17 protein-coding genes are annotated in these 20,293 nt (G+C 61.3%); 2 read left to right on the forward strand and 15 right to left on the reverse strand.

The annotated features are described in order from the left end of the window. Window positions 1–15: 15 nt before the first annotated feature. The 9 genes from CAF74_RS05590 to arnB are packed head-to-tail and all read right to left on the reverse strand — an operon-like array spanning window position 16 to window position 10,411. Window positions 16–1,635 (reverse strand): glycosyltransferase family 39 protein, encoded by a 1,620-nt coding sequence (locus CAF74_RS05590; protein ID WP_176240471.1) that lies wholly within the window; start codon window positions 1,633–1,635, stop codon window positions 16–18. After that, window positions 1,608–2,987, reverse strand: a complete 1,380-nt coding sequence (locus CAF74_RS05595) for a UDP-glucose/GDP-mannose dehydrogenase family protein (RefSeq protein ID WP_085745595.1) — start codon at window positions 2,985–2,987, stop codon at window positions 1,608–1,610. Before CAF74_RS05595 ends, CAF74_RS05590 begins: the two co-directional genes overlap by 28 nt. After that, complete coding sequence (gene arnF, locus CAF74_RS05600; RefSeq protein ID WP_085745596.1) at window positions 2,984–3,388, reverse strand: 4-amino-4-deoxy-L-arabinose-phosphoundecaprenol flippase subunit ArnF; 405 nt, start codon at window positions 3,386–3,388, stop codon at window positions 2,984–2,986. The genes CAF74_RS05595 and arnF overlap by 4 nt, the downstream gene beginning before the upstream one ends. Beyond that, the gene (gene arnE, locus CAF74_RS05605) at window positions 3,385–3,729 is read right to left on the reverse strand and encodes a 4-amino-4-deoxy-L-arabinose-phosphoundecaprenol flippase subunit ArnE (RefSeq protein WP_085745597.1); all 345 of its coding nucleotides are present in this window, start codon (window positions 3,727–3,729) and stop codon (window positions 3,385–3,387) included. The genes arnF and arnE overlap by 4 nt, the downstream gene beginning before the upstream one ends. After that, the gene (gene arnT, locus CAF74_RS05610) at window positions 3,726–5,375 is read right to left on the reverse strand and encodes a lipid IV(A) 4-amino-4-deoxy-L-arabinosyltransferase (protein WP_085745598.1); all 1,650 of its coding nucleotides are present in this window, start codon (window positions 5,373–5,375) and stop codon (window positions 3,726–3,728) included. The genes arnE and arnT overlap by 4 nt, the downstream gene beginning before the upstream one ends. Continuing rightward, window positions 5,372–6,256: a 4-deoxy-4-formamido-L-arabinose-phosphoundecaprenol deformylase gene (gene arnD, locus CAF74_RS05615; protein WP_085745599.1), complete on the reverse strand. Its 885-nt coding sequence runs from the start codon at window positions 6,254–6,256 to the stop codon at window positions 5,372–5,374. The genes arnT and arnD overlap by 4 nt, the downstream gene beginning before the upstream one ends. Continuing rightward, window positions 6,256–8,247 carry a bifunctional UDP-4-amino-4-deoxy-L-arabinose formyltransferase/UDP-glucuronic acid oxidase ArnA gene (gene arnA, locus CAF74_RS05620; protein WP_085745600.1) on the reverse strand — a complete coding sequence of 664 codons (1,992 nt, stop codon included), beginning with the start codon at window positions 8,245–8,247 and terminating at the stop codon, window positions 6,256–6,258. Before arnA ends, arnD begins: the two co-directional genes overlap by 1 nt. Further along, window positions 8,244–9,266, reverse strand: coding sequence for an undecaprenyl-phosphate 4-deoxy-4-formamido-L-arabinose transferase (gene arnC / locus CAF74_RS05625; protein WP_085745601.1), 1,023 nt, complete (start codon window positions 9,264–9,266; stop codon window positions 8,244–8,246). Before arnC ends, arnA begins: the two co-directional genes overlap by 4 nt. Further along, window positions 9,263–10,411 (reverse strand): UDP-4-amino-4-deoxy-L-arabinose aminotransferase, encoded by a 1,149-nt coding sequence (gene arnB / locus CAF74_RS05630; RefSeq protein ID WP_085745602.1) that lies wholly within the window; start codon window positions 10,409–10,411, stop codon window positions 9,263–9,265. Before arnB ends, arnC begins: the two co-directional genes overlap by 4 nt. 431 nt (window positions 10,412–10,842) lie before the next feature. Between arnB and xerC the strand changes: the two genes are divergently transcribed. Beyond that, complete coding sequence (gene xerC, locus CAF74_RS05635) at window positions 10,843–11,733, forward strand: tyrosine recombinase XerC (RefSeq protein ID WP_139832893.1); 891 nt, start codon at window positions 10,843–10,845, stop codon at window positions 11,731–11,733. A 14-nt stretch (window positions 11,734–11,747) separates the two neighbouring features. Here the strand turns inward: xerC and CAF74_RS05640 are convergent, their stop codons facing one another. The 5 genes from CAF74_RS05640 to CAF74_RS05665 form a co-directional block, all read right to left on the reverse strand. Further along, the gene (locus CAF74_RS05640; RefSeq protein WP_085745604.1) at window positions 11,748–12,299 is read right to left on the reverse strand and encodes a membrane integrity-associated transporter subunit PqiC; all 552 of its coding nucleotides are present in this window, start codon (window positions 12,297–12,299) and stop codon (window positions 11,748–11,750) included. A gap of 16 nt (window positions 12,300–12,315) precedes the next feature. Continuing rightward, window positions 12,316–13,971 (reverse strand): intermembrane transport protein PqiB, encoded by a 1,656-nt coding sequence (locus tag CAF74_RS05645; RefSeq protein ID WP_085745605.1) that lies wholly within the window; start codon window positions 13,969–13,971, stop codon window positions 12,316–12,318. A gap of 112 nt (window positions 13,972–14,083) precedes the next feature. Beyond that, on the reverse strand, window positions 14,084–15,385 hold the full coding sequence (locus CAF74_RS05650) for an FAD-binding oxidoreductase (RefSeq protein ID WP_085745606.1): 1,302 nt from the start codon (window positions 15,383–15,385) through the stop codon (window positions 14,084–14,086). Beyond that, window positions 15,382–16,470, reverse strand: a complete 1,089-nt coding sequence (locus CAF74_RS05655; protein ID WP_085745607.1) for a polyamine ABC transporter substrate-binding protein — start codon at window positions 16,468–16,470, stop codon at window positions 15,382–15,384. Before CAF74_RS05655 ends, CAF74_RS05650 begins: the two co-directional genes overlap by 4 nt. Before the next feature lie 184 nt (window positions 16,471–16,654). Then, complete coding sequence (locus CAF74_RS05665; protein WP_007951306.1) at window positions 16,655–18,013, reverse strand: glutamine synthetase family protein; 1,359 nt, start codon at window positions 18,011–18,013, stop codon at window positions 16,655–16,657. A 162-nt stretch (window positions 18,014–18,175) separates the two neighbouring features. On the opposite strand from CAF74_RS05665, the gene CAF74_RS05670 reads away from it, so the two are divergent. Then, window positions 18,176–19,084 carry a helix-turn-helix domain-containing protein gene (locus CAF74_RS05670; protein WP_085745609.1) on the forward strand — a complete coding sequence of 303 codons (909 nt, stop codon included), beginning with the start codon at window positions 18,176–18,178 and terminating at the stop codon, window positions 19,082–19,084. Window positions 19,085–19,198: 114 nt separating this feature from the next. Here CAF74_RS05670 and CAF74_RS05675 read toward each other — a convergent pair whose 3' ends face one another. Then, complete coding sequence (locus CAF74_RS05675; protein ID WP_085745610.1) at window positions 19,199–20,248, reverse strand: acyltransferase; 1,050 nt, start codon at window positions 20,246–20,248, stop codon at window positions 19,199–19,201. Between the last annotated feature and the right edge of the window lie 45 nt (window positions 20,249–20,293).

Raw genomic sequence — 20,293 nt, forward strand, 5'->3', positions numbered from 1 at the left:
ATCACGTCGCGCAGGTTAAGGCGTCAGCCACAGCAACACATAATCGTTTTTGTCGAAACGCCCACTCAAGACCGGCTGCAGCGCACCGAGCGGCGTGCCTTGCAACGCCTGGAAGTCGCTGCGATCCATCATCAGCCACGCCGGCCCCTTGAGCGCTTCGAGCGCTTGCGTGGTTTCAGTGAACAGCGGTTGCAGATCCTGCTCGACGTTGACCATGAACTTGATCGCCTTGGCGTCCTTGCCCATGCCGTGCAGCACCAGCGGCGCGGGGTGCTCGTGGATCCGCGCCAGTGCCGCCTGGCTGAAGGTTCGCGTGTCATACAGCTGGCGCTCCACCGGCTCGAACACCAGCGCGTACGCCGACCAGACCGCCAAAACAGCGCTGAACGCGAGGACTTCGGTTCGCCAGCGCGGCAGCCACAACCGCGACAACGCGGCCAGTTGCAGCAATCCGAGCACGATCATTACCGGCATCAGGTCGGTCAACGTCTGGGGAAACCGTCGCTTCGCCACCCACAACAAGACGATCAGCAATGCGGGAATCAACAACCACAATCCCTGCATGCCGATGCGCAGCCAGGCAAACACCCGACCATGCAACACCTGAAACGGATACGCCGCAATAATCGCCGCCATGGGCAGCATCGGCAGCAGATAACGGGCCTTTTTCGCCTGTGGAATCGACAGCCCGAGCATCACGATCAACCCCGCCGCGGCGCAATATTGCACCAGGCGCAAGGCCGGGCCGCGTTGCCGGGGCTTGCTCAGCCAAGCGGCCGCGAGTGCCAGCAACGCCAGCGGATACGCCAGCGCGTAGTTGCCCAGTGAGCTGGTGAAGTAATACAGCGAACCGCTGACGCCTTCGCTGCCGTCCATGCGCCCCATGAACTGCATGCGGATCACGTCCTGACGAAACGCCGGCCCGCCGCTGACTTCCGCCAGCCACAACAACAGCCCGACGCAGGCCGCCAGCAACAGCGAAGCCAGCACACCGAAGGTCAACAGGCGCGACCATTGGCGATCCAGCAGGTAGTAACTGCACAGCATGCCGGTCGGCACCACCAGCCCGATCGGCCCGCGAATGCCGAACCCCAGCAGCAACAGAATGAACACTAGCGGCCAGCGTCGAGCGGCAGCGAAATGGTCGTGGGCATAGCCGAGGTAGAACACCGAAAACGCCACGGCGGCGAGCATCAGGTCCTGCGACACCGCGCGGGTTTCGCTGATGAAGGTGCTGGTGAGCATCAGCAGCGCGATGCTGACCACCGCCCAGCGCACGGATGCGGGCGCGAGCAAGCGATACATCAACGCCACGATCACCGCGCCGGCGACAGCGCTCGGCAGCCACGCCGTCAGGCTGTTGACCGTCCCGAACGGCAACGACAACAGCCAGATGAACAAGGTCGAGAGCGACGAATAATCGGCGTAAGGCTCACCATAAGTGGTGGGAAAAATACTGGGCCCGTGCCGCAGCATTTCCTGGGCGAACAACACGAAGCGCGAGTCGAAACCGATGGGCGCCTGCCCGTACACGCCGGCGATGAACAGCAGAAACGCCAGCAGCCCTGCGATCAGGGACTGCCGGCGCAGGGCAGGGGTTAAACCGATCAAGCCACGTCCGAGGCGTGCGGCCATTGCTGCAACGGAATCGGCAGGGAGCGCGATTCGCCACGGCCCATCGGGAAGTAATGGAAGCCGTTGCGGGCCAGGCGTTCGGCGTCGTACAGGTTGCGGCCGTCGAAGATCACCGGGGCCTTGAGGCGTTGCTGGATCAGGTCGAAATCCGGCGCCTTGAACTGCTGCCATTCGGTGCAGATGATCAGCGCGTCGGAACCGGCGAGTACCGATTCCGGGGTGCCCATCAGCATCAGTTTCGATTCGTCCGGGTACAGATGCTGGGTTTCCTGCATCGCTTCCGGGTCGAACGCCCGCACACTGGCGCCAGCGGCCCACAGCGATTCCAGCAGAACCCGGCTCGGCGCATCGCGCATGTCGTCGGTGTTCGGCTTGAAGGCCAGCCCCCACAGGGCGAAAGTCTTGCCGCGCAGTTCGCCCTTGTAGAACGCGTTAATGCGTTCAAACAGCTTGTGCTTCTGCCGCTGGTTGATCGCTTCCACCGCTTGCAGCAAATCGCTGGAGCAGTGCGCCTCTTCGGCACTGTGGATCAGCGCGCGCATGTCTTTGGGGAAGCATGAACCGCCGTAACCGCAACCGGGGTAGATGAAGTGGTAGCCGATGCGGCTGTCGGCGCCGATGCCCTGGCGCACCGATTCGATGTCCGCGCCCAGGTGTTCGGCCAGCTCGGCGATCTGATTGATGAAGCTGATCTTGGTCGCCAGCATGCAGTTGGCGGCGTACTTGGTCAGCTCGGCGCTGCGCAGGTCCATGAACATGATGCGGTCGTGGTTGCGGTTGAACGGCGAATACAGATCGCGCATCACGTCGCGCACTTCTTCGCGCTCGCAGCCGATGACGATCCGGTCCGGCCGGCGGCAATCGGCGACCGCCGAACCTTCCTTCAGAAATTCCGGGTTGGACACGATATCGAACTGCAACAGGCGCCCGGCCTTGATCAGCGCCTTGTCCAGGTGGGTGCGCAAGGTGTCGCCGGTGCCGACGGGTACGGTGGATTTCTCCACCAGAATCAGCGGTTGTTCACGATGCCGGGCCACGGCGTCGCCTACCGACAGCACGTAACGCAGGTCTGCCGAGCCGTCTTCTTTCGACGGGGTGCCGACTGCAATGAACGCGACCTTGCCGTGCTGCACAGCGAGTTTTTCATCGCAGGTGAATTGCAGCCGCCCGGCGTCCAGGCCCTCGCGGACCAGGCTGGCCAGCCCCGGCTCGAAGATGCTGACGTGGCCCTGGCGCAGCAGCTCGACTTTCTTCTCGTCGATGTCCATGCACACCACGTCATGGCCGACTTCGGCCAGCACGGCGGCCTGCACCAGGCCGACATAACCGCTACCAAACACTGTGATTTTCATGGCGAACTCCTCAATTCGGGCGCACGGGCCGGACGAGTGTTGATGGTGATGACCCCGAGCATGACCAGAGCCACACCCAGTGATTTAGAGAAACTGAAGGATTCGTTGAACAGCGGCAGACTGGCCGCCAGCAGGTACACCAGCGCGTAGCTGATGCTCAGCAGCGAATAGGCCCGCCCCAACGGCAGATCGCGCAGGGCGGCGAGCCAGCAGAGCATCGACAGCGCATAGGCGAAGATCGCCGCGAGCACCACGGCCAGCGCAACTGAATCGACGCTTTGTACGGACAGCCACTGATCCGGCCGGGGCAGACGTGTCATGCTCCAGCGCATGCTCAGTTGCGCCACGCTGACCAGCAGCACGCTGGCCAGGGCGAAGAAGATTCCACGACCCTGGTTCATGACTGTTGCCCCAAAAGCGCCACGCCACCGATTACCAGAAACACGCCGAACCAGTGTTGAACGTCGACGGGCTCCTTGAACACGAAGCGGGCGATCAGGGTGATGATCACGAAATTGAGGCTGAGCATCGGGTAGGCGATGCCGACGGGCAGGCGCTGCAACACCAGCAGCCACACCAGCAGACCGGTGCCGAGGGCAAACAGGGCCAGCCACAACCACGGCGAGCGCAGTTTGCGCGACCACGGCAAGCTCGCGCCGCGCCAGCTCTCGACGGCGAATTTCTGCGCGACCTGGCCCAGGCAGGTCAGCAGGCAGGCGAGCAACAGCAGCCACAGGCTCATGACGCCTCCTGCGGAAGAATCACGATCACCAGATTGCCTTGCTCATAACGAACGCCGTCCTTGGGCAGTCTGTCGAGTTCGTCCAGTTCGTCTTGCCCCTTGACCCGCATCACCACGCCGACCGAACCGGTCTTGCGGGCTTCGCGCATCCACTGTTGCACCTGATCGGTATCAACCCGCTGTTGAATGCCATCAGGATAGGCAAGGCCATATTTCAATTCGCCTATCGTGTTGTACATCGCCACCTGCGGGCGTTTGACCCGCCAGGACAGGGCCGACGCGGCGCCCAGGTCGTTGCTCAACAGGTGCGTGGTGGCCGCCAGTTCTGTTTGGTGGGCGAGCACGAACTGGTCAGGCATCTTGTTCGCCACCACCGATTTGGGCAGTGCCGCCGGCAGCAGCGCGATCAGCAGCAGGCTGCCCACCGCCGGTGCCGCCCAGCATTGCAACGGGCGGAAGGCTTGCAGCAGGTTGCTGATGATCCAGCCGGTCAGGGCGATGAACACCAGCACCAGGCTGTGCAGTTCGTGGTCGTACAGCGGACGCTTGAGCTGCACGTAAACCAGCCCGATCAGCGTGACGATGCCCAGCAACAGGTTCAGCAGGCCATTGAGGCCCAGCGCCCGGCCTTGCTCCAGACGCAAGCGATCGGCCAGCGCGTGGCCCAGCAGCAACGCCAGCGGCAGCAGGCACGGCAGGATGTAGGTCGGCAACTTGCCGTTGCTCAGGCTGAAGAACAGCAGCGGCATCAGCAGCCACAGGCCGAGAAACGCGATGCCGGTTTCGCGGCGGGTCTGCCACGCCTGCTTGAATGCCACCGGCAACATCCCGACCCACGGCAGACTGAACGCCACCAGCAGCGGCAGATAGAACCACCACGGCGCATCATGCTGGGCATCGTCACCGGCAAAGCGGCGGATGTGTTCGTGCCAGAAGAAGAACCGCCAGTAATCCGGTTCCTGACCGTGCACCGCCAGCACCCACGGCAGGCTGACGATGATCGCTACCGCGATGGCCACCGGGCCGTACAGCAGCAATTCTTTCCAGCGCTTTTGCCAGAGCATCCACGGCAAGGCGATCAGCACCGGCAGCAGCCAGGCGAGAAAGCCTTTGGTCATGAAGCCCATGCCGCAGGCCAGTCCCAGCACTGCCCAACCGGCCAGCCGCTGACCGTTGGAGCGGCTGTCGAGGGCAAACCACAGCGCCACCAGACTCAGGTTGACCCAAAAGGTGAATTGCGGATCGAGGTTGGCGTAACCGGCCTGGCCGGCGACGATGACGAAACTCATGTAGAGCAGGGCGCAGACGAAGCTTCTGCGCGGGTCATTCCACAAACGGCGAGCGATGAGGAAGCACAGAAGCACGCTCAGCCCGGTGCTCAGGGCCGAGGCAAACCGCACGCCGAACAGGTTCTGGCCGAACACGGCCTGCCCGAGGGCGATCATCCAGTAACCGGCCGCCGGTTTTTCGAAGTAACGCAGGCTCATGAAATGCGGCGAAACCCAGTTGCCGCTCAGCAGCATTTCCTGGCTGATCTGCGCATAACGGGTTTCATCGGGAATCCACAAGCCATGACTGCCCAGCGGCAGCAGATAGGCGAGCAGGAAAATCCCCAGCAACAGCGGCAATGCCCAGCGTTTGCTCATGCGCCTTGCACTCCCAGCCACCCTTCGCGGCCTTCGAGGGCACCGCGTTGCACACGGCCGACGGGCAGGGTGTTGAGAAACTCGGGCAGCAAGTCGCCCAGCGGTTGAAAGTTGATGTTTCGCTGGCGTGCGTCGGCCAGCAGTCGACGAAAATCTTCGGCCATCAGAATCCCTTCTACTTCGGCGTGAATGGTGTAGACGTTGAGGTTGTCCGGGCGGAACCGGTCGAGGATGAAGGCGTTGAAATCCTTCGCCGCCACACTCGGCCCGACCACTTCATCGAAGGTCGGCAAGTCCACCGGAATCTGCGGCGCACCGACCGAACCGTCAGACAGCAACGGTCGGAACAACCGCTGCCCACGGCAATCGCTGTTGTAGCGAAAGCCGAAGGCCTGCTTTGCTTCGATCACACGCTCGTCCGCGCGCCAACCGGCGGCGGCCGAACACATGACTTTTTCGCCGAGGATGTCGCTCAAGGTGTCGACGCCCTGACGGATCTGCTCGACCAGTTGCGCATCGCTCCAGCGCCCGGCATTGGCCTGCCAGCCGTGGTGATCCCAGGCGTGCAGACCGACTTCGTGGCCGGCGGCCCGGGCCTGACGCATCAGGTGCCCGAGGTCGCGGCCGATCGGTTTGCCCGGCCAGGCCGTGCCGGCCAGCAGGATGTCCCAGCCGTACAGGCCGGCGGCGTTGGAGCGCAGCATCTTCCACAGGAACTGCGGACGGATCAGGCGCCACAGATGCCGGCCCATGTTGTCCGGGCCGACACTGAAGAAAAACGTCGCCTTGATCTGCGCTTCATCGAGGATTTCCAGCAAGCGCGGCACGCCTTCGCGGGTGCCGCGAAAGGTGTCGACGTCGATGCGCAAACCGGCCTGCATCAGCGCTTGCTCTCGATTTCGGCCATGGCCTCACGCAGGAAGAAATCCAGCGTGTTGCCGATGGTCTCGCGCATTTCCACGGTCGGCGTCCAGTCCAGCAGGCGCTTGGCGTTGGCGATGCTCGGTTTGCGGTGCTCGACGTCCTGGTAACCGGCGCCGTAGAACGCCTTGCTTTCCACGTCGCGGAAACCGGCGAACGGCGGGAAGTTGGAACGCAGCGGATGAGCCTCGAACTGGCGCAACAGTTCTTCGCCCAACTGACGAATGCTCGCTTCGTTGTCCGGGTTGCCGATGTTGATGATCTGGCCGTTGCAGACGTCGTTGTCGTTATCGATGATCCGCGCCAGCGCCTCGACGCCGTCGGCGATGTCGGTGAAGCAGCGTTTCTGTTCGCCGCCGTCGAACAGGCGGATCGGCGTGCCTTCCACCAGATTGAGGATCAATTGGGTGATGGCGCGGGAGCTGCCGATGCGCGCCGAGTCAAGGCGATCCAGGCGTGGGCCCATCCAGTTGAAGGGACGGAACAGGGTGAAGTTCAGGCCCTTGGCGCCGTAGGCCCAGATCACCCGGTCCAGCAGTTGCTTGGACACCGAGTAGATCCAGCGCTGCTTGTTGATCGGGCCGACGATCAGGTTCGAGCGGTCTTCGTCGAAGTGCTTGTCCTGGCACATGCCATAGACTTCCGAGGTCGACGGGAAGATCACGCGCTTGTTGTATTTGACGCAGTAGCGCACCAGTTTCAGGTTTTCTTCGAAGTCGAGCTCGAACACCCGCAGCGGGTTGCGCGTGTATTCGATCGGCGTGGCGATGGCCACCAGCGGCAGCACCACGTCGCATTTCTTGATGTGGTACTCGATCCACTCCGAGTGAATGCTGATGTCGCCTTCGACGAAGTGAAAACGCGGGTGGCTGCGCAGGCGGTCGATGGCGTCGGAGCCGATGTCCAGGCCATAGACTTCGTAGCGCTCGCCACGCAGCAGACGCTCGGACAAGTGGTTGCCGATGAAACCGTTGACGCCGAGGATCAGCACCCGTGTACGGCGCGGGCCACGACCGGATTCGGCGCCGCGCAGCAGCGAGCCGTCCACCAGACCGAGTTCATTGGCCAGTTGCGGGCCGCTAAGGTACAGGCCGTTGTCGTTGCGCTGGCCGGCGTTGATCACCAGCGAGTCTTCACCGCAGGCGATGCGCAGCGGATCGACACTGATGACGCGGCCCGGCGCCTGACCTTCGTTGCCCTTGACCACGTCGGCGTTCCACACGATCAGCTTGTGCTCGCCCACGGCGCAGAAGGCGCCCGGGTAAGGCTGAGTCACGGCCCGCACGAGGTTGAACAGTTTTTCGGCAGGTTGCGCCCAGACCAGTTTGCCGTCTGCCGGGGTGCGACGACCGAACACCGTGGCCTGGGATTCGTCCTGCGGGGTTTCCCGCAGTTTGCCGTGCAGCATCGCCGGCAGTGCATCGCGCAGCAGGTCGCTGGCGGCGATCCGCAGTTTGCCGTGCAGGCTCAGCGCGGTGTCGCTGCGTTCGATGGCCACGCGTTGCTGGGCGAGGATGGCGCCGGCGTCGGCACGCTTGACCATGCGATGCAGGGTGACGCCGGTTTCGGTTTCGCCGTTGACCAGCACCCAGTTGGCCGGGGCGCGGCCACGGTAGCGCGGCAGCAGGGAGCCGTGCAGGTTGAACGCGCCTTTTTTGGCGGTGGCCAGCAATGGCTCGCTCAGCAGGTTGCGATAGTAGAAGGAGAAGATGTAATCCGGATCGAGCTTGGCAATCCGCTCGATCCACAACGGGTGGTTGGCGTCTTCCGGTGCATGAACCGCGATGCCTTTGTTGGCGCACAGTTGCGCCACCGAGGCGTAGAACGCGTTTTCCTGCGGGTCATCGGCATGGGTGAACACCGCCGCAATGTCGTAGCCGCTGTCGAGCAGGGCTTGAATGCCGGCGCAGCCAATATCGTGGTAGGCGAAGACAACGGTTTTTGCGCTCATGAGAGAACCTGATCAGACGAGGAGTTGGAAGTAAGGCCGTCAACGGTGATGGCGGGGGCCGGCGTGGCGGGGTGCCCGCGCAGGACCTTTTCGATGAAGAATCGCGGGCGGGCGCGCACATCGCTGTACATGCGCCCCAGGTATTCGCCCAGCAGGCCCATGCCGATGAACTGGCCGCCGGTGAACACGAACAGCACGGCGAACAGCACGAACAGGCCATCGCCGGCCCATCCGGCGCCAAAGGCCAGGCGCATGACGATCAACGCCGCCGCGAACAGCACGCCCAGGCCGGCCATGGCGAAGCCGACGATGCTCAGCAGGCGCAGGGGCGTGGTGGTCATGCAGGTGATCAAGTCGAACATCAGGTTGATCAGGCGCATCGGGCTGTATTTCGAATCGCCGTGTTCGCGCTCGGCGTGGGCCACGGTGATTTCCGTGGTGTGGCGGGCGAAGCTGTTGGCGAGGATCGGGATGAACGTGCTGCGTTCGCGGCAGGCGAGCATCGCGTCGATGATGGTGCGGCGGTAGGCGCGCAGCATGCAGCCGTAGTCGCTCATGGCGACGCCGGTGGAACGTTGCACGGCGAGGTTGATGAGTTTCGACGGATAGCGGCGCAGGGCCGAATCCTGACGGTTGCCGCGCACGGTACCGACCACGTCAAAACCTTTTTCGGCCTCGGCCACCAGTCGCGGGATTTCTTCCGGCGGATTTTGCAGGTCGGCGTCGAGAGTGATCACCACGTCGCCCTTGCACTGTTCGAAACCGGCCATGATCGCCGCGTGCTGACCGTAGTTGCGGTTGAGGATGACGGCCACAAACGGGCTGTCATCGACCGAGGCAGCGTCCTCGAGCAGTTGCGCGGAGGCGTCGCGGCTGCCGTCGTCGACCAGCACGATTTCGTAGTCATGCCGCAATTGCTGGCAGGCGGCTTGGGTGCGGCGCAGCAGCTCCGGCAGGCTGTCTTCTTCGTTGTAGACCGGGATGACGATCGACACGCAATGAATCGGATAAGGTCTCACGGGCGTTTCCCCATCAGGTGTTCAATGGCCCCGACGACCCGGTCCAGATCCTGATCGGTCATGTCGGGAAACAACGGAATCGAGCACAGCCGCGCCGAGTTCCACTCGGTGTCGGGCAGGGACAGGTGCGGATCACGCTGGCGATACCAGGTGTGCAGGTGGGTGGCGATGAAGTGGATGCCGGTGCCGATGCCTTGCTCCTGCAAACCCTTCATGAAGGCTTCGCGATCGATCCCGCAGCGCTCGCTGTCGATGCGCAGGATGAACAGGTGCCAGGCGTGGGTTTGCGCGTAGGCAGGCACCGCCAGCGGTTGCACCGGCAGGCCTTCGAGTTTTTGCAGGTATTGCGTGGCCAGTTCGGTGCGACGGGCGTTGATCGCGTCCAGACGCTCCAGTTGCACCAGGGCAATCGCGGCGTTGATATCGGCCAGGTTGTATTTGAAACCGGGCTCGATCACCTGGGCCTGGGGTTTGCGGCCGTGGGTCAGGCGGTCGTACGCATCGACGCCCAGACCATGAAACTTGAGCATGCGCACGCGGTTGGCCAAGGCTTCGTCGTCGGTGACGAACATCGCCCCTTCGGCGCAGGTCATATTCTTGATCGCGTGGAACGAGAAGATCGCGGTGCGTCGCGAACCCACGTGACGGCCCTTGTAGCGGGTGCCGGCGGCGTGGGCGGCGTCTTCGATCACGGTGATGCCGTGCTTGTCGGCCAGGGCGTAAAGCGGATCGAGATCGAAAGCAGCGCCGGCGTAATGCACGGGAATGATCGCTTTGGTGCGCGGGGTGATGGCGGCTTCGATGCGCGCGGCGTCGGTCATCAGGGTGTCGCGGTCGACATCGACGAACACCGGTGTGGCGCCGAGCAGGGCAATCATGTTGGCGGTGGACACCCAGGTCTGCGACGGGGTGATGACTTCATCGCCGGGGCCGACTCCCAGCGCCAGTAAAGTTACATGCATGGCACCGGTGGCCGAGGAAAGTGCCACGGCATGGCGGCAACCGACGTACTGGGCAAACTGTTCTTCAAGAGCCTGGTTTTTCGGCCCGGTGGTGATCCAGCCGGAGCGCAGGACTTGCTCCACGGCGGCAATTTCTTCATCACCGATACTGGGGCGGGAGAAGGGGAGAAACGCCTGACTCATGCACACCTCATTGCAAAGAAAAAAGAAATAGACCCATTGAATAATTGGATCCAATAAAAGCGTAGACGCGAAAAAATCCTTTGCATCAATAAGTTGCCAAGACGACATAACGTCGGGTTCGGTTGACTTTTCAGGCATTGCCCGGCAGCTTGGACAGCGCCGGCACAGGACTCAGTGGAATTAAGGTTATGCCCGTTTTTGTGAAAGGAACATGAAAAACCGGTCGGCGAATCGTTTATCTGAAACCCATACAGCCACTGTTCAGACTTCTACCGTTTATCGCGGTTTTTAGTAGAAAAGTCCTACGGAAGTGTTCCCCTTATATTAAGAATGTTGCAGTTGTTAGTTGCTGTGTTGAACTGCTTTTACTCAAGGCCCGACGTTTGATTGACTTACCCGTTGCATCCCCCGACACCCTGAAAACCAACCCGATGACCGTGTATCTGGCGCGTCTGGCTCCCTCCAGCCAACTCACCATGCGTTACGTTTTGCAAGATGCCGCCGACCGACTCGGTTTCGAAGACATGAACGTCGAAGACATTCCGTGGCACGCGCTGCAACCGGAAGATGTCGTTGCGTTAGTCGCCGCATTGCGCGCCGACAATTACGCGCCAAATACGTCTTCGCTTTATGTAAACGCAATTCGCGGTGTGATGAATGAAGCCTGGCGCATGAGCCTGATCAGCCAGGACCATCTATTGAAGATGCGCTCGGTCAAAGGCATTGCCGGCACGCGACTGTCCCAGGGGCGCAATCTGAAGCGCACGCTGATTCATGAATTGATGGAAGTCTGCGCCGCTGATCCACGGCCACAAGGTTTGCGCGATGCAGCGGTGATTGCGCTGTTGTACGGCACTGGGATGCGCAAGTCGGAGTCGGTGGATCTTGACCTGAATCAGGTCGACTTCACCGAACGCAGTCTCTTTGTCACCGCCAAGGGCAATAAACAACTGATCAAATACGCACCGGCCTGGGCGTTCGCCAAACTCAATGCCTGGCTGGAGTTTCGGCGTTCGGAACTCAAGGAGGGCGAAAGCGACGACGCGTTTCTGTTCAACCGCATCCGCCGTGGCAGCCATATTACCCGCGAGCGCATCACCAAGCACGCGATCTACTACATCGCCCGCCAACGCGGCACCCAGGTCGGAGTGAAGATCATGCCCCATGATTTCCGCCGTTCGTTCATCACTCGGGTGATCGAAGAGCATGACCTGTCGATCGCCCAGAAACTGGCGCATCACAGCAATATCCAGACAACCGCCAATTACGACGTGCGCGACGACAACGAGCGGCGCCGCGCGGTGGATCGTTTCGACTTGTAGACATCGCGTTTCGATCAGGAGGCGGGCGGGCAGCCGCGTGAGCCGGTGGAAGCCTGACTGATCAACGCAGCCAGGCGCTTGACGTTGTTCTGCTGGGCCACCACCAGATCATCGATGGTCGGCCCGGACGGGGTTTGCAGCAGCGAGCGGCAGGCGAGCAGGGTGTCGTCTCCGGCGTTGGCCTGGCGCAGGCGCCATTTGACGTCGATCAGCCCGTACTGCCCGGGAATCGAATCGAAGCGTTGCACATCAATGCGCACGGAGGTTTTGCGCGGCCCGCCGGCATTACTGAGCTGATCCACCAGCGCGCTGCGCAACTCATCGCTGAGGCTGGCGCCCCACCATTCGGTCTCAAGGATCGCCAGGCCGCTGTTGCCCTGGCGGATCACGATTTGCGGCCGGTCGACCTGCGGCGGCACGCTGATGCCTTCGATGGCGATTTCCGAACCGGCGCGGCCGGTCATCGGTTGCGTCGGTGTCAGGGTGTGAAAGCTGATCGGGGCGCTTTTACAGGCGCCCAGCAGCAGGCCGATCGCGAGCACGGTGAACTTCAGCGGTAAAGCCATGGGACAGCTCCTGTGCTCAATTGCGCGGCGGCCCTTTGAGGTCCAGCGGCGCGGCGTTGTCGGGGCGGCCGCGAATCAACGATTCCGGATGACGGCCCAGATAATCGGACAGTTCACGCAACGAACGCGACATGCGCCCAAGCTCGTCGAGAGTCTCGGTCAGTTGTTCGCGTTGCGGCGAATCTTCGGCCAGGGTCGAGCTGGCCGACTGCAGGGTCTTGCTCAGGTCGGCGAGGGTGTTCTGCACGCCGGGCAGGGTCCTGGCATTGAACTGGGTCAGGCCTTTGCGCAATTCCACGAGGTTGCTGTCGAGGTTGCCGGCAATCCGTTCCACCGGCAGTTTGTTGAGCTTGTCGATCATCGCTTCGAGTTTTTCCTGCAACTGTTCGAGGCTGCCGGGGACGGTCGGAACGCTGATCGGGCGGGCGGTCGGGTCGAACGCGACTTTTTCGGCTTTGGGGAAGAAATCCAGCGCGATATACAACTGCCCGGTCAGCAGGTTGCCGCTGCGGGCCTGGGCGCGCAGGCCGTTGTCGATAAAGGTGCCGATCAGGCGCACGGCGGCGGCTTCGTCGTCCGGATTGTGCTCGAGTACCTTAAGCATCTTGACGTGAGCCTGACCGAGGCGTTGCGGGTAGATCACGATGCCGACGTTGAGCGGGAAGCTGCGTTTTTTCGGATCGAAGTCCAGGTTGACGCTCACTACCCGGCCGATTTCGATGCCGAGAAACTCCACCGGTGCGCCGACTTTCAACCCGCGCAGGGCCTGATCGAAACGCAGGCTCAGGTATTGCGCCTTGCCGTTGGGCGGGGCGAGGGCGGTTTGCTGGTCGTCGAACAGGTCGTAAGTCCTTTCTTCGGCGGCGGCGACATCGTTGGGGCTGTACTCCGGCGCGCGGAAGGCGATGCCGCCCACCAGCAAGGTCGACAACGATTCGGTTTTCACCGCAAAACCGTTGGCGCCGACGTTGACGTCAATGCCGCTGGCGTTCCAGAACCGGGTGTTTTCCGTGACGTAGGCGTCGTTCGGTGCGTGGATGAACACCTCGATGTTCACCCCTTTGCCATCAGCGTCCAGCGCGTAGGCCACCACCTGGCCCACCGGGATCTTGCGGTAATAGACCGGCGAGCCGATATCCAGCGAGCCGAGGTCCGAGGCGTGCAGGTTGAAGCGTTTGCCCGGTTCGCCGTAGGTGATCGGCGGCGGGTTTTCCAGGCCTTTGAAGTGTTTTGCGCGCGAGTTCGACTGACCGATATCGGCGCCGATGTAGTCGCCGGACAGCAACGTGTCGATGCCCGAGACACCGCCCGCACCAATGCGTGGGCGAACGACCCAGAACTGCGAGTCTTCGCGGGTGAAGGTTTCGGCCTGCTTGGCCAGTTTGATCGTGGCGTTGACGCTTTTCTGGTCGTCGCTCAGTTCGACATCCGTGACCTGGCCGATCACTACGTTGCGGTATTTGACTTCGGTCTTGTTGGCGGTCAGGCCGCTGCCGGTCTTGAAGGTGACGGTGATGGTCGGGCCTTCCTGCATCAGGTTGTGCACCACCAGCGAGAGGCCCACCAGCACCGCGACGATCGGCACAATCCACACCAGCGAAATGCTGAAACGCCGGGTCTTGATCGGCGCGTGGCCGGGCGCTCGCGGTTGATCGGCGGCTGACGACTCCATCCATGACCTCCAGGGTGTGTGGGCACTGAGCGTCAGGAACGCAAAAGCACTTCATCAATATAGAAGTGCTTCGCGATAGAGCAAATGTGCAGGATGCTTTAACCGCGAAGCGTCATCCCAGCAGCTCCCGCAGGCGATACCAGAACATGCCCAGTGCCAGCAGTGGCGAACGCAGCGCCGGGCCGCCGGGGAAGGTCATGTGCGGCACATTGCTGAACACGTCCATGCCCTGACTGTGGCCGGCATGAATCGCTTCGCCCAGCAGCCTGGCGCACCAGTGGGTGACGTTCAGGCCGTGGCCGGAATAGCCCTGGGCGTAGAACACGTTCGGGTGCTGCTTCAAACGGCCGACCTGCGGGAAGCGGTTGGCGGTGATGCCGATTTTGCCGCCCCATTGATAGTCAATGCGCACATCCGCCAGTTGTGGAAACACCTTGAGCATCTTCGGTCGCATGTAGGCGGCGATGTCCGCCGGATCCCGTCCCGAGTAATGGCAGGCGCCGCCGAACAGCAAGCGCCGGTCCGCCGAAAGCCGATAGTAGTCGAGGCCGACTTTCTGGTCGCACAGCGCCAGATTTTGCGGAATCAGCTCGGCGGCGCGTTCCGGCGACAGCGGTTCGGTGGCGATGATGTAACTGCCGGCGGGCAGGACCTTGCCGCTGAGTTGCTGTTCGAGTTCTTCCAGGTGCGCGTTGCAGCCGAGCACCAGACTGCCGGCGCGCACGGTGCCGCTTGGGGTGCGTACTTGAACGGTCGCGCCATGGACGATTTCCAGCACCGGGCTCTGTTCGAAAATCCGCACCCCGAGGGACGCCGCCAGCCGCGCTTCACCCTGCACCAGGTCGAGCGGGTGCAAGTGGCCCGAACCCATGTCGATCAGGCCGCCCTTGTAGACACCCGCGTTCACCACTTGCTGACGAATCAGCTCAGGGGCAACCAGCCGCGTTTCATGGCGGTAACCCAGCTGCGCCAGGCTGTCCTGCTCGGCCTTGAAGGCGTCGAACTGCGCCGGCGTGTTCGCCAGCTCACAGAAACCCCAGCGCAGGTCGCACTCGATGGCGTTGTCGCTGATGCGCTGGCGCACCAGCTCCACCGAGTCGATCCCGGCCCGGTGCAGGTAGCGCACGCCTTCGGCGCCAACATGCCGCGAGAAGCCTTCGACGTCATGACCGATCCCGCGAATCAGTTGCCCGCCATTGCGCCCGCTGGCGCCCCAGCCGATGCGCCGGGCTTCGAGCAGAATTACCGAAAGCCCGCGCTGCGCCAGTTCAATGGCCGTGTTGAGGCCGGTGAAACCACCGCCGATTACGCAGACATCGGCGATCAGATCACCCGCCAGTTCCGGATAAGGTGTGCTGGCCCGGGCCGACGCGGCGTAATAGGAGTGGGCGTGTTCCTGGGTGTACTGATTCATTTGTTCGACTTCACTTTGCTCCAGGACCGGGTCATCAGACGCATGATCGACTGGGGCGGGGTAGAGGAGATGTAGAGCTTGTCGAGGACTTCCTGGGACGGATAGACCTCGGGATTGTTGACCAGCTCCGGATCCATGTATTGCTTGGCCGCCGGGTTCGGGTTGGCGTAACCCACCGAGGCGCTGACCTTGGCAATCACTTGCGGATCGAGCAGGTAATTGATGAAGGCGTGGGCTTCCTTGGTGTTGCCGGCGTCGGCGGGAATCGCCAACAGGTCGAACCACAGGTTCGCGCCTTCCTTGGGAATCGAGTAAGCGATGTTCACGCCGTTCTTGGCTTCCTTGGCGCGGTTGGCGGCCTGGAACACGTCGCCGGAATAACCGAAGGCCACGCAGATGTCGCCGTTGGCCAGATCGGACACGTATTTCGAGGAGTGGAAATAGGTGATGTACGGCCGGATGCTCAGCAGTTTCTCTTCGGCCTTCTTGTAGTCCTCGGGTTTCTCGCTGCGCGGGTCCATGCCCATGTAGTTGAGGATCGCCGGGAACACTTCATCGGCCGAGTCCATCATCGACACGCCGCACTGGGTGAGTTTCTTCAGGTTTTCCGGTTCGAACAGCACGGCCCAGGAATCGATGTGATCGATGCCCAGCACTTGCTTGACCTTGTCGACGTTGTAGCCGATGCCGTTTGTGCCCCACAGGTACGGCACCGAGTGCTGGTTGCCCGGATCATTCTTCTCGAGCAGGGCCAGCAGTTTCGGGTCGAGGTTTTTCCAGTTCGGCAGTTGCGAGCGGTCCAGTTTGAGGAAGGCGCCGGCCTTTACCTGACGGGCGAGGAAGTGGTTGGACGGCACCACCACGTCATACCCGGTACGCCCGGCGAGCAGTTTGCCTTCGAGGGTTTCGTTGGAGTCGAAGACGTCGTAGATCACCTTGATCCCGCTGGATGACTGGAAGTCGGCGAGGGTGGTTTCGCCGATGTAATCGGTCCAGTTGTAGACGCTGACCTGGGGTTGGGCGAAGGCACCGGCACTGCACGCCAGGGCCAGGGTGGCGGGAATCAGGTATTTCAACAGACGCATATCGACACCTCTTCGAATTATTGGATTTTTCAGGTGAGCACGGTCCTTGTGCTGATCGTTCCCACGCTCCGCGTGGGAATGCCTCAATGGACGCTCCGCGTCCGCTCTTGGGACGCAGAGCGTCCCGGGCTGCATTCCCACGCAGAGCGTGGGAACGATCGTGGGTTGGTTTTTGTTGTTTTAATCAGACGCTCAACAACAGGAACTCCCGCTCCCAGGAGCTGATCACGCGCTTGAAGTTTTCATGCTCGGCGCGTTTCACCGCGACGTAGCCGCGCACGAACTTGCTGCCCAGGTATTGCGCGACGGTGTCGCACTCTTCCATCTGGGTCAGGGCTTCTTCGATGGTGATCGGCAGGCGCAGGTTGCGGCGCTCGTAAGCCCGGCCTTCGACGGCGGCGCTCGGTTCGATGCCTTCGACCATGCCGATGTAGCCGCACAGCAGGCTCGCGGCGATGGCCAGATACGGGTTGGCGTCGGCGCCGGGCAGACGGTTTTCAACCCGCATCGCCTCAGGGCCGGAGGTCGGCACCCGCAGGCCGACGGTGCGGTTTTCTTCGCCCCATTCAACGTTGACCGGTGCCGAGGTGTCCGGCAGGAAGCGGCGGAACGAGTTCACGTTCGGCGCGAACATCGGCAGCACTTTCGGGATGTATTTCTGCAGGCCGCCGATGTGATGGCGGAACAGGTCACTCATGCTGCCGTCGGCATTGGCGAAAATCGGCTGGCCGCTGGCGATCTCGACCACGCTCTGGTGCAGGTGCATGGCGCTGCCGGGCTCATCGCCGATCGGCTTGGCCATGAAGGTCGCGGTCACGTTGTGTTTGAGCGCCGCCTCACGCAGGGTGCGTTTGAACACGGTGATCTGGTCGGCCAGATCCAGCGCGTCGCCGTGGCGGAAGTTGATTTCCATCTGCGCCGGGCCGTCTTCGTGGATCAGCGTGTCCAGGTCCAGGCCTTGCAGTTCGCACCAGTCGTAGACGTCTTCGAACAGCGGATCGAATTCGTTGGCGGCGTCGATGGAGAACGACTGACGACCGCTTTCGGCGCGACCGGAACGGCCCAGCGGTGCCTTGAGCGGCAAGTCCGGGTCTTCGCAGCGCTGGGTCAGGTAGAACTCCATTTCCGGCGCCACGATCGGCTTCCAGCCTTTGTCGGTGTACAGCTGCAGGACTTTCTTCAGCACGTTGCGCGGCGACAGTTCGATCGGGTTGCCGAACTTGTCGAAGGTGTCGTGAATGACGATGGCGGTCGGCTCGATGGCCCATGGAATCACGTACACCGCGTCGCTCACCGGCTTGCAGACCATGTCGATGTCGGCCGGGTCGAGCAGGTCATAGTAGATGTCGTCGTCGACAAAATCCCCGGTTACCGTTTGCAGCAGCACACTTTCCGGCAGGCGCATGCCTCGCTCATGCAGGAACTTGTTGGTCGGTGCGATCTTGCCGCGGGCGATGCCGGTCAGGTCGCTGACCACGCATTCCACTTCGGTAATCTTGTGATCTTTCAGCCACGTGAACAGCTGATCGAAAGGGGCATTCATAAAGACCTCGTCGTTGGTTTTGTTGACGCGGGGGAAAAGCGATTTCATCTTTCGCAGGCTTCCCCTGTGGCGCGTTGACGACTATCTTGGGCGGGCCTTGACGTTCCATCTATCCACTTTCAGCAGCACCAAAGCGCACCAAAAGAGTGCGCAAGGTTCCCCATGACGACGTGCAATCCGCTTCAGGTTCAAGCGTTCAACACCGCCGATGTCACCGAACAGATCCGCGCCACGCCGGGTTGGGTTCAGCATTACCAGCAGATGTCGCCGGGGCATTTCGCCGGGCAGATCCGTTATCTGGATTTGCAGGGTGTGGAGGTTTACGAAGAACAGATGAACACCCGGGTCGAGCAGAATTTCAGCGCGCCGGAAGGCTCGCTGGCGTTCTGTTTCGATCGCAGCGACAACGCGCTCTATCTGCTCAATGAAGAGAGCCGCAACATCTGGATCACCCCGGAGAACTATCAGGAAATCGCCGTGGTGTTCGGCCCGGAATTCGTCCAGCGCAACGGCCTGGACGTGGCCAGGCTGGAAGGTCTGTTCATGGCTCCGCTCAATGGCGCGCAGAATGGATTGTTCAGCCGCTGGTTAAGCTCCACTCTCACGAAGTTGTCGCAAACCCTTGATCAGCCAAGCAAAGAAGCGCTGACCCAGCAATTGCTCGAGGACTGCCTGTTCATACTCGACAACGCGAGCGTGTGCCTGGACGGTGGTGGCTTGCAGCGTCGCGCCGAAGAGCGAATCACCCTCAAACGCGTAGGGGAGTGGGCGGCGGATTCACCGGAAGAAACCCTCAATCTGCTGGAGCTGTCGCGGGTGGCCGGGGTTTCCCTGCGCCAATTGCAGCAGACCTTCAAGGCGTACACGGGGATGTCGCCGAGCCATTGGCTGCGTTTGCGCAGGCTCAACAGTGCGCGGCGGGAATTGCTCAAACGCTCGCCGGCAGACACGACGGTGGCGGAGGTCGCGATGAACTGGTCGTTCTGGCATTTGGGGCGTTTTTCAAGCAGTTACCGGGCGATGTTCAAGGAGTTGCCGAGCGAGACCTTGAAGCGCTCATCGTCGATGTGACGGGCACTCTGCACCACAAAAAAAAGACGGGAGAGGTTTCGGTATTCGCCGAAATCTCTCCCGTCTTTTTCATTTATCGATAGGCCGATGTTGCCAAGCCTGTTGCGCTACCGACTAACCAACTCTGAGACGCTTGAAGGAGGATGAAAGGGATCTTTTCATCAGTCTGGCCATCGGGGTTTCTATTTCTTTATGGATGACATGGGACGCACCTATCATCAAAGCGAGGGTGCCCCACAGCAGCACGTGAGGATTCACAGCCGGATAAGCCATATTGAAGATCATGAAGCCGATCATTTGATGCAGCAGGTAAAGCGGGTACGTCAGGGCGCCCAGTGCTGTCCAGTCGAACTTGCCCAAGGCTGCCGTTTTACGCGTCGAGATAAAAAGAAACGTCATGAAAAACAGGGCAATGACACCGCAGATAATCAAGGAATCGTATTCGGTCGAATATTTCAGTTCGATCGACTCGGCCCAGGTGATCGCGTTGAAGCTGGCCAATGCCTGAGCAGCTGCCAGCAGGGAAATACGGGATTTGGTAAAACCCTTGTCCCAGATGATGTAGAACGTCGCGCCAGCGATGAAATAGGCCGCGTAGTCGGTGATCAGGACCGAGCGCAGTTTTTCGAAAGCAAAGACTTCCGCTGCGGCCGAGATCAGCAGCCAGAGCACAAGGAAGTTTTCTATTTTCTCTATCTTCTTGAAGGCCAACAGGACGGCGATCATCAGGTAGAACTTTATTTCGACGAACAGTGACCAGTAGACCCCGTCGATGGGTGGGACACCGATCAGGTCGCCGAGGAATGTCATGTTGATCATGTATTGATAAAAATCAGCCGAAAATCTTGGCTGACCAATGGCCAGCGTGACGAGAAAAGTGATCGTGCAGCACACCCAGAAAGCCGGGCAGAGGCGGATGACGCGGGAAATGAAAAACGCTTTGAGATCGTTGTTCGAAGCCGTCATCAGGATCACGAATCCGCTGATCATGAAAAACAGTTCGACGCCCAGGTAACCGTATTTGGCAACGTCAGCCAATAGCGGATAGGGCATTACCGACATATCGCCCCTCGCATAGCCGCGAAACGCATAGTGAAAAAACACTACGGCGATCGCGGCGAGGAAGCGCAGCAAGTCCAGTTCGTTCAGTCGTCGCTTGTTCATGTACAGGCGCTCCAGACTCGTCAGCGCGGATCGATCACTGAGGAC

Origin of the sequence: Pseudomonas sp. R45(2017) (assembly GCF_002112305.1) — a bacterium.
GTDB classification, from domain to species: domain Bacteria; phylum Pseudomonadota; class Gammaproteobacteria; order Pseudomonadales; family Pseudomonadaceae; genus Aquipseudomonas; species Aquipseudomonas paraglycinae.

What these genes read in the sequence shown, in the direction of transcription:
- CAF74_RS05675 (WP_085745610.1), bottom strand. Translation starts at nt 20,248, where the DNA reads ATGAACAAGCGACGACTGAACGAACTGGACTTGCTGCGCTTCCTCGCC.
- CAF74_RS05595 (WP_085745595.1), bottom strand. Translation starts at nt 2,987, where the DNA reads ATGAAAATCACAGTGTTTGGTAGCGGTTATGTCGGCCTGGTGCAGGCC.
- CAF74_RS05665 (WP_007951306.1), bottom strand. Translation starts at nt 18,013, where the DNA reads ATGAATGCCCCTTTCGATCAGCTGTTCACGTGGCTGAAAGATCACAAG.
- arnA (WP_085745600.1), bottom strand. Translation starts at nt 8,247, where the DNA reads ATGAGCGCAAAAACCGTTGTCTTCGCCTACCACGATATTGGCTGCGCC.
- CAF74_RS05645 (WP_085745605.1), bottom strand. Translation starts at nt 13,971, where the DNA reads ATGGAGTCGTCAGCCGCCGATCAACCGCGAGCGCCCGGCCACGCGCCG.
- CAF74_RS05670 (WP_085745609.1), top strand. Translation starts at nt 18,176, where the DNA reads ATGACGACGTGCAATCCGCTTCAGGTTCAAGCGTTCAACACCGCCGAT.
- CAF74_RS05655 (WP_085745607.1), bottom strand. Translation starts at nt 16,470, where the DNA reads ATGCGTCTGTTGAAATACCTGATTCCCGCCACCCTGGCCCTGGCGTGC.
- CAF74_RS05590 (WP_176240471.1), bottom strand. Translation starts at nt 1,635, where the DNA reads ATGGCCGCACGCCTCGGACGTGGCTTGATCGGTTTAACCCCTGCCCTG.
- arnT (WP_085745598.1), bottom strand. Translation starts at nt 5,375, where the DNA reads ATGAGCAAACGCTGGGCATTGCCGCTGTTGCTGGGGATTTTCCTGCTC.
- CAF74_RS05650 (WP_085745606.1), bottom strand. Translation starts at nt 15,385, where the DNA reads ATGAATCAGTACACCCAGGAACACGCCCACTCCTATTACGCCGCGTCG.
- arnD (WP_085745599.1), bottom strand. Translation starts at nt 6,256, where the DNA reads ATGCAGGCCGGTTTGCGCATCGACGTCGACACCTTTCGCGGCACCCGC.
- arnB (WP_085745602.1), bottom strand. Translation starts at nt 10,411, where the DNA reads ATGAGTCAGGCGTTTCTCCCCTTCTCCCGCCCCAGTATCGGTGATGAA.
- arnF (WP_085745596.1), bottom strand. Translation starts at nt 3,388, where the DNA reads ATGAACCAGGGTCGTGGAATCTTCTTCGCCCTGGCCAGCGTGCTGCTG.
- xerC (WP_139832893.1), top strand. Translation starts at nt 10,843, where the DNA reads ATGACCGTGTATCTGGCGCGTCTGGCTCCCTCCAGCCAACTCACCATG.
- arnE (WP_085745597.1), bottom strand. Translation starts at nt 3,729, where the DNA reads ATGAGCCTGTGGCTGCTGTTGCTCGCCTGCCTGCTGACCTGCCTGGGC.
- CAF74_RS05640 (WP_085745604.1), bottom strand. Translation starts at nt 12,299, where the DNA reads ATGGCTTTACCGCTGAAGTTCACCGTGCTCGCGATCGGCCTGCTGCTG.